The 6439-nt window shown below is 63.9% G+C and carries 7 protein-coding genes; 5 read left to right on the top strand and 2 right to left on the bottom strand.

Annotation, left to right across the window (positions count from 1 at the left end; all coding sequences use genetic code 11):
- Positions 1-511: tripartite tricarboxylate transporter substrate binding protein (locus tag AADJ04_RS06230; protein ID WP_341239080.1), on the top strand; the 511-nt coding region annotated here is incomplete at its 5' end.
- A gap of 105 nt (positions 512-616) precedes the next feature.
- On the opposite strand, the gene AADJ04_RS06225 is transcribed toward AADJ04_RS06230, so the two are convergent.
- Complete coding sequence (locus tag AADJ04_RS06225; protein ID WP_341239079.1) at positions 617-1510, bottom strand: LysR family transcriptional regulator; 894 nt, start codon at positions 1508-1510, stop codon at positions 617-619.
- 116 nt (positions 1511-1626) lie between these two features.
- Between AADJ04_RS06225 and AADJ04_RS06220 the strand changes: the two genes are divergently transcribed.
- Positions 1627-2493 (top strand): MBL fold metallo-hydrolase, encoded by an 867-nt coding sequence (locus tag AADJ04_RS06220; protein WP_341239078.1) that lies wholly within the window; start codon positions 1627-1629, stop codon positions 2491-2493.
- 728 nt (positions 2494-3221) lie between these two features.
- Here the strand turns inward: AADJ04_RS06220 and AADJ04_RS06215 are convergent.
- A complete protein-coding gene (locus AADJ04_RS06215) occupies positions 3222-3617 on the bottom strand; it encodes a LysR family transcriptional regulator (protein ID WP_341239077.1) in 396 nt (131 codons plus the stop codon).
- A 153-nt stretch (positions 3618-3770) separates the two neighbouring features.
- On the opposite strand from AADJ04_RS06215, the gene modA reads away from it, so the two are divergent.
- Genes modA through AADJ04_RS06200 form a run of 3 tightly spaced genes read left to right on the top strand, consistent with a single transcriptional unit; the run spans position 3771 to position 6385 of the window.
- Positions 3771-4562, top strand: a complete 792-nt coding sequence (gene modA, locus AADJ04_RS06210; protein WP_341239076.1) for a molybdate ABC transporter substrate-binding protein — start codon at positions 3771-3773, stop codon at positions 4560-4562.
- 18 nt (positions 4563-4580) lie between these two features.
- On the top strand, positions 4581-5246 hold the full coding sequence (modB, locus tag AADJ04_RS06205; protein WP_341239075.1) for a molybdate ABC transporter permease subunit: 666 nt from the start codon (positions 4581-4583) through the stop codon (positions 5244-5246).
- Positions 5243-6385, top strand: a complete 1143-nt coding sequence (locus tag AADJ04_RS06200; protein WP_341239074.1) for an ABC transporter ATP-binding protein — start codon at positions 5243-5245, stop codon at positions 6383-6385. The genes modB and AADJ04_RS06200 overlap by 4 nt, the downstream gene beginning before the upstream one ends.
- Positions 6386-6439: the final 54 nt, after the last annotated feature.

Below are 6439 nucleotides of genomic sequence, written 5' to 3'. Positions count from 1 at the left end.
GCATTCAAATGGCTGTGCGATGGATATGACGTTACTTGTTCAGCATTGCCTTAAGCAGCTCGCGGGCGTGGACATCCTTCATGTGCCGTACAAGAGCAACCCCTTTGCCATCACCGACCTGCTGGCCGGGCAGATCGATTTGATGATCACCGACACCTCCACCGGCATGCCGCAAATCACCGCAGGCAAGCTGCGGGCGCTGGGCTATTCCACGCAAAAGCGCAGCGCGCAGTTGCCTGAGGTGCCCACCATCGACGAAGCGGGTGTCAAAGGCTACGACATGGGTTACTGGTTTGCCGCCTACGCCCCTGCAGGCACGCCCGCTGTCGTGGTCAACCGCCTGAACGAACTGATGCAAGCCGCCACCAAGAGCGCCACGGCCAAGTCGTTCTTCGACATGTCCGGCTCTGAGGCCTGGACCACCACCCCCGCCGACCTGGCCAAGTTCCAGGCCGCCGAGACCCTGAAGTGGGGCAAGGTGATCAAGGCCGCCGGGATTGAGGCGGAGTGAGTGCCGCTGGCAGGTTTTAGGTAAAAAATGCCTGCAGCGCTTATTGGATAAGCGCAGGCAGCTATCAATAGCGTAGCAAAAAGGGCCGTGGCAGGCGGGCGGGCGCTACCACGGCACCCCTTCAAACCGCTGCACCAAAAAGTCCAGCAGCGCTCGCACCGCAGGTGACAAGTGCCTGCGCGAGGGGTACAGCGCATAGATCGTCATCACCGGCAGATCCCAGCCAGGCAGCACCGCCTGCAACTCGCCACTGCGCAGGTACGGGTTCACGAGGTAGGTGGGCTGCAGCGCAATGCCGCCACCCGCCAGCGCTGCGCGCATCAGCGTGGTGGCCTCGTTGGCGCTGAAGGGGCTGGCCACGCCCACACGCTCCACCACATCGCCGCGCGACAGCTGCCACACGCTTTTGCCAAAGTTGGCATAGCTCAGGCAGCGGTGCCGGGCCAGGTCGGCGGGCTGCTGCGGCGTGCCATGGGCGGCCAAGTAGGCGGGCGATGCGACCAGCACCGAATCGCACTGCGCCAGCGGGCGGCCAATCAGCATCGAGTCCGGCTCGGCGCTGATGCGGATGGCCAGGTCAATGCGCCGCTCCACCAGGTTCAATGAGCCCTCGCTCGCATCCAGGTCAATCTTGAGCTGCGGGTGCCGGGCCAGAAAGTCGGCAATCGCCGCGCCCAGCTGGGCATAGGCAAACGACACGCTGCACGTCAGCCGCAGCTGGCCGCGCAGCTCGCCCTCGGCGGTGGTGGCGGTTTCTTCTTCCAGGTCGGTGGTCAGCGTCAGCATCTGCTGGCAGCGGCGCAGCGCCAGCTCGCCCGCGTCGGTCAACGTCACGCTGCGGGTGGTGCGTTGCAGCAGGCGGGCCTGCAGCCATTGCTCCATCTCGCTCACATAGCGCGTCACCATCGCACGCGACATATCGAGCTTGTCGGCGGTGGCGCTGAAGCTGCCGCTGGTGGCCACTTCGGCAAACACGCGCATGGCGGTCAGGCGGTCCATAGGATGCTTATTTGTTCGATTGATGAAATAAATATGCGCAAATTATCGGGTTTATTGGATCGAATGGCGCAAATACACTTTCTCCCATCCTTCAAACACCCCTTGGAGAAAACACCATGTTCCGCACCACCCTCATCGCCGCCACCCTGTCCATCGCCTTCGCTGGCGCCCATGCCGCGCAGCCCTTGCATGTCAAGGTCTACAACGCCGATGGCAACAGCTTCAACGTGAACTCCACCCTGGTCTATGGCGAAAAAGAAGCCATGGTGATTGACGCTGGCTTTACCCGTGCCGACGCGCTGCGCATTGCTGCCAATGTGCTCGACAGCGGCAAGGAACTCAAAACCATCTACGTGAGCCAGGCCGACCCTGACTACTACTTTGGCGTGGAGACCCTCAAGGAAATCTTCCCCACTGCCGAGGTGGTGACTACCCCCGCCGTACTGGCAAAGATCAACGCCAAGCTGGCAGGCAAGATCGCCTTCTGGGGCCCCAAGATGGGCGCGAACGCACCGCGCACCCCCGTGCTGCCCAAGGCCCTCAGCGGCACGACGCTGACGGTGGACGGCCAGACGGTGGAGATCCGTGGCACCACGGGCCCGCTGGCGCACCGCCCCTATGCGTGGATTCCGTCCATCAAGGCCGTGGTGGGCAACATTGGCGTGTTCGGCAGCAACACCCATGTGTGGACGGCAGACACCCAGACCGCCGCCGACCGCAGCGCCTGGACGGCCCAGCTCGACGAGATGGCTGCCCTGCAACCCGCGCTGGTGGTGCCTGGCCACATGCCCGCCGGCACGCCGCTGAACGCCGCCAACATCACCTACACCCAAACCTACCTGCAGACTTTTGAGAAAAACGCCGCTGTTGCCAAGACCAGCGCTGAACTCATCGAACTGATGAAGCAGGCCTACCCCGCCGCCGCGCTGGGCGTGGCGCTGGACATTGGCGCCAAGGTGAACAAGGGTGACATGAAGTGGTGAGGCCGGTGGGGGCGCTAGCCCACCCGCCGGTGGAAAGCGCCCCGCAGATGTCGCACAGCGTGCTGTTGGCAAGCGGGCGCGACAGCACCCACCCGCCGCCATGCCCTTGGCCAGGGGGCAGACCCCATAGACCGCAGCCCCGCCATTAGGCGGCGCACCACCACCGGGTGGGTCTGCATGGCCTGCACCATGGCCTCCCGCGTGGCGGGCCCCTCCATCTCTGCCATGTGCAGCAGCGTGTGGAGAACGCTGGAAAGTCGGCTGCCGCGTTTCATGCACCATTCAAAGTTGCGTGAGGTTGGCGCGTGCCTGAAAAGTGCGCTGGCGGGCAGGCGATGAGCTACTGAATTGATAGCTGCCCGCGCTTGCTGCGTAAGCACCAGAGGCCAATTTGGCCTGATTAGTGACTTGTCTGAGATGTTTCACCAACGTTCGGGCTGAGTCTGTCGAAGCCAGGGCGTTCTTTGGAAAAAGCCCTTTGACAGGCTCAGGGCGAACGGGGTCTGAGCCATGTCGCTCATCAGGCAATGGGGCTTGATTTTTTGCTGCGCCCCGCACACCCCCACCTCCTCAGGCGGCGCTTGCCAAAACCTGCGCAATCCCCCGTCTGTGTAGCCGCTGTCGCTCAGCACGTTTGCCACTTTGGTCAGGCCGCTGTTGCTGCGGTTGAAGGCTTGCGGGGCTCTGAGCAACTTGCCTTGTTCACTGGATACCAGCCATGGAATTGGTCATTCGGGGTCTTTGACGCCGGCATCGGGTCGAATCAGCTCCATCAACTCCGGCAACCTCTTCGCCACCGCCCGCTCGGCTTCCAGCGCGATGCTCGTATAGACGTTTAGAACTTTCATGCCGGTGGCGGTCAGCTGCGCTCCACCGCCCGCATTGCCCCCGCGCTGCGTGAGAACCAGCGGCTCAATGAAGTCGTTGTTCATGGCCCGCACCAGCGACCACACCCGCTGGTAGCTCATGCCCAGGCAGCGCCCGGACTCTGCAATCGAGCCCGTTTCGGCAATCGCCTGCAGCACATCGGCCTTGCCCGGACCAATCGCCACCGCGTGCTTGAGCTGCACCCGGAAGCGGGTTTTGGACTCCAGCGGGGATGAGCTGAGGGTGGTTTTGATCATCGTCAGATTGTCGCCGAGCGTGCAGGGCGTTCTTCGCGGTGCGGTCGTTATACTTTTGGATTGATATCGCTCGCCGTAGAGATCGATCCGTGTATTCCGGTGCTGGAATCTCCCATCAGCCCCAGTCCACCCCGCTTCTGTGAAGGACCTCCCATGCGCCCGCTTTCGTCCTTGATTCGCTGCTGGTGCGCTCCAGCGTTCACCTGCTTGGCCGTGGCGGCTCCGCTGCATGCCCAGACCGTGCAGTCCACGGTGGCGGCTGCGTCCGATCTCAAGTTCGCTGTGGAGGAAGTCGCAGCCCGGTTCGAGAAAGCAACCGGCCACAAGCTGCGGCTGGTCTTCGGCTCGTCGGGCAACTTCAAGACGCAAATCCTGCAGAACGCCCCGTTCCACCTGTTCATGTCGGCGGACGAGGGTTTTGTGTACGAGCTAGCCGACGCGGGCAAGACCGTGGACCGGGGCCGGGCCTACGCGCTGGGGCGGATCGGCATCATCGTCCCCAACGGCTCGGCGCTCAAAGCCGATGGCGAGTTCAAGGACCTGGCTGCCGCCATCAAGGACGGTCGCCTGCAGAAGTTCGCCATTGCCAACCCTGAACATGCCCCATACGGTGCGCGGGCCCAAGAGGCTCTGCAGCCTGCCGGGCTGTGGGAGGCCGTGCAGCCCAAGCTGGTGCTCGGCGAAAACATCTCCCAGACCGCCCAGTTCGCCACCTCGGGCTCCACCCAGGGCGGCATCATTGCCTTGTCGCTGGCGCTGGCCCCCTCCGTGGCCAAGCTCGGCACGTTCCAGCTCATCCCCGAGGCATGGCACCAGCCCCTGAAGCAGCGCATGGTGCTGGTCAAAGGTGCACCACCCGCTGCCCGCGCCTTCTACGAGTACATTTCGACGCCCGCCGCGCAGGAGATCATGGTGCGCTACGGCTTTGCAATGCCCAAGGAATAAAGGTTCGGTGCACCTCTCATGGATTGGCAGGCCCTGGTACTTTCGGTGGAGTTGGCAGCGGTGACGCTGCTGGTGCTGTTGCCCGTCGGTCTGCTGCTGGCCCGCTGGCTGGCCTACACGGGGTTCAAGGGCAAGTCCTGGGTCGAGGCCCTGGTGGTGCTGCCCCTGGTTCTGCCGCCGACCGTGCTGGGGTACTACCTGCTGGTGTCTCTGGGGGGCGGCTCGGCGATTGGCCGTTGGATGGCCGACACCCTGGGGGTGCGGCTGACGTTCAACTTCTTGGGGCTGCTGATCGCCTCGGTGATTTTCAACATCCCGTTTCTGGTCCAGCCCGTGCAGCGGGCCTTTGAGGCGATTCCGCGTGACCTGGGTGAAGCGGCCGCCGTCAGTGGGCTGAGTGCCTGGCAGACCTTCTGGCGTGTAGAACTGCCGCTGGCCTGGCCGGGGATTCTGTCGGCCATGGTGCTGACGTTTGTGCACACCCTGGGCGAGTTCGGCGTGGTGTTGATGGTGGGCGGCAGCATCCCCGGAGAGACCAAGACCATTGCGATCTCCATCTACGACCGGGTGCAGTCCTTTGATCTGGCGGGTGCCAACCAGATGGCCTTGGTGCTGGTGCTGTTCTCCCTGGTGGCGGTGGGCGCCTCGTTCTTTGCCTCTGCGCGTCTGGCGGTGCGCCGATGAGCACGACGGGAGCGGCCTTGGCGCTGGAGCTTGAAGTCGAACAAACGCTGCCCATGCCGCTCAGCGGCAGCCTGCGCTGTGGGCCGGGTGAACTGGTGGCCCTGGTGGGGCCTTCGGGTGCGGGAAAAACTTCCATGATGCGCGTCTTGGCTGGCCTGATGCGGCCTGAGCGAGGACGTGTCATGGTCGGCCAGGAGGTGTGGTGCGACACCGCCCAGGGCATCTTCGTGCCGCCTCAACGCCGCCATGTGGGCTTGGTGTTCCAGAACTATGCACTGATGCCGCACCTGAGCGCGCTGGGCAACGTGGCGCTGTCGCTGCTGCATCTGTCGTCGGCCGAGCGTGCGGCCCAGGCCCGGCGCTGGCTGGACCATGTGGGCTTGACCCAGGAGCAACAGTCGCGCAGACCTTCGCAATTGTCAGGAGGGCAGCAGCAGCGTGTGGCGGTGGCCCGTGCGCTGGCGCGCGAACCCCGGTTGATGCTGCTCGATGAGCCGTTTTCTGCGGTGGATCAGATGAACCGGCAGGGTCTGTATCGCCTGCTGGCCGATCTGCGCCGCGAGCTTTCCGTGCCCATCGTGCTGGTTACGCATGACCTGAACGAAGCCCGCCTGCTGGCCGACCGGCTGGTGGTCATGGACGCCGGAAAGGTGCTGCAGCAGGGCACGCCAGCTTCCATCCACAACGCCCCGCGCAATGCCCGCGTGGCGGACTTGGTGGGCATCCAGAACCGGTATCGGGGCCAGTGGCTGGGCGCGATGGATGGTGCCGCAGGCCATGGGCGCATGCTCTGGATGGGCGGTGACGCAACGAGCGAGGCGCCCATCCTGACCGTGCGGGACAAAGGAAAGATCCAGTCAGGCCAGGCCGTGCACTGGATCATCCCCAGCGATGGAATCACGTTGGTTGATTCGACCACCCCTCGAATGAACGACGCGAGCGATTGGGATGCCCAAGTGCTGGAGGCCCGCCACTTGGGAGAAATATCTCTCATCACGCTGGCACTCGAAGCGGTTTCTGGTGCGCGACTGCAGTTGACGTTATCCGGCCCCCAGCGCCAAGGGGTGGGCGTGGGAGGAGTTGTCAGAGTGCGGCTGGACTTGAGCCGGGTGCATGTCATGCCGATGCGTTCACGCTGAGGTGGGTTCAATCCCTTCCTGCTCCAGGCTCCGGCTCCGAACCCTCCACACATC

It is taken from the genome of uncultured Acidovorax sp. (assembly GCF_964021665.1).
Classification (GTDB): domain Bacteria; phylum Pseudomonadota; class Gammaproteobacteria; order Burkholderiales; family Burkholderiaceae_C; genus Acidovorax; species Acidovorax temperans.
This window is presented reverse-complemented; position numbering and strand designations above follow the sequence as displayed.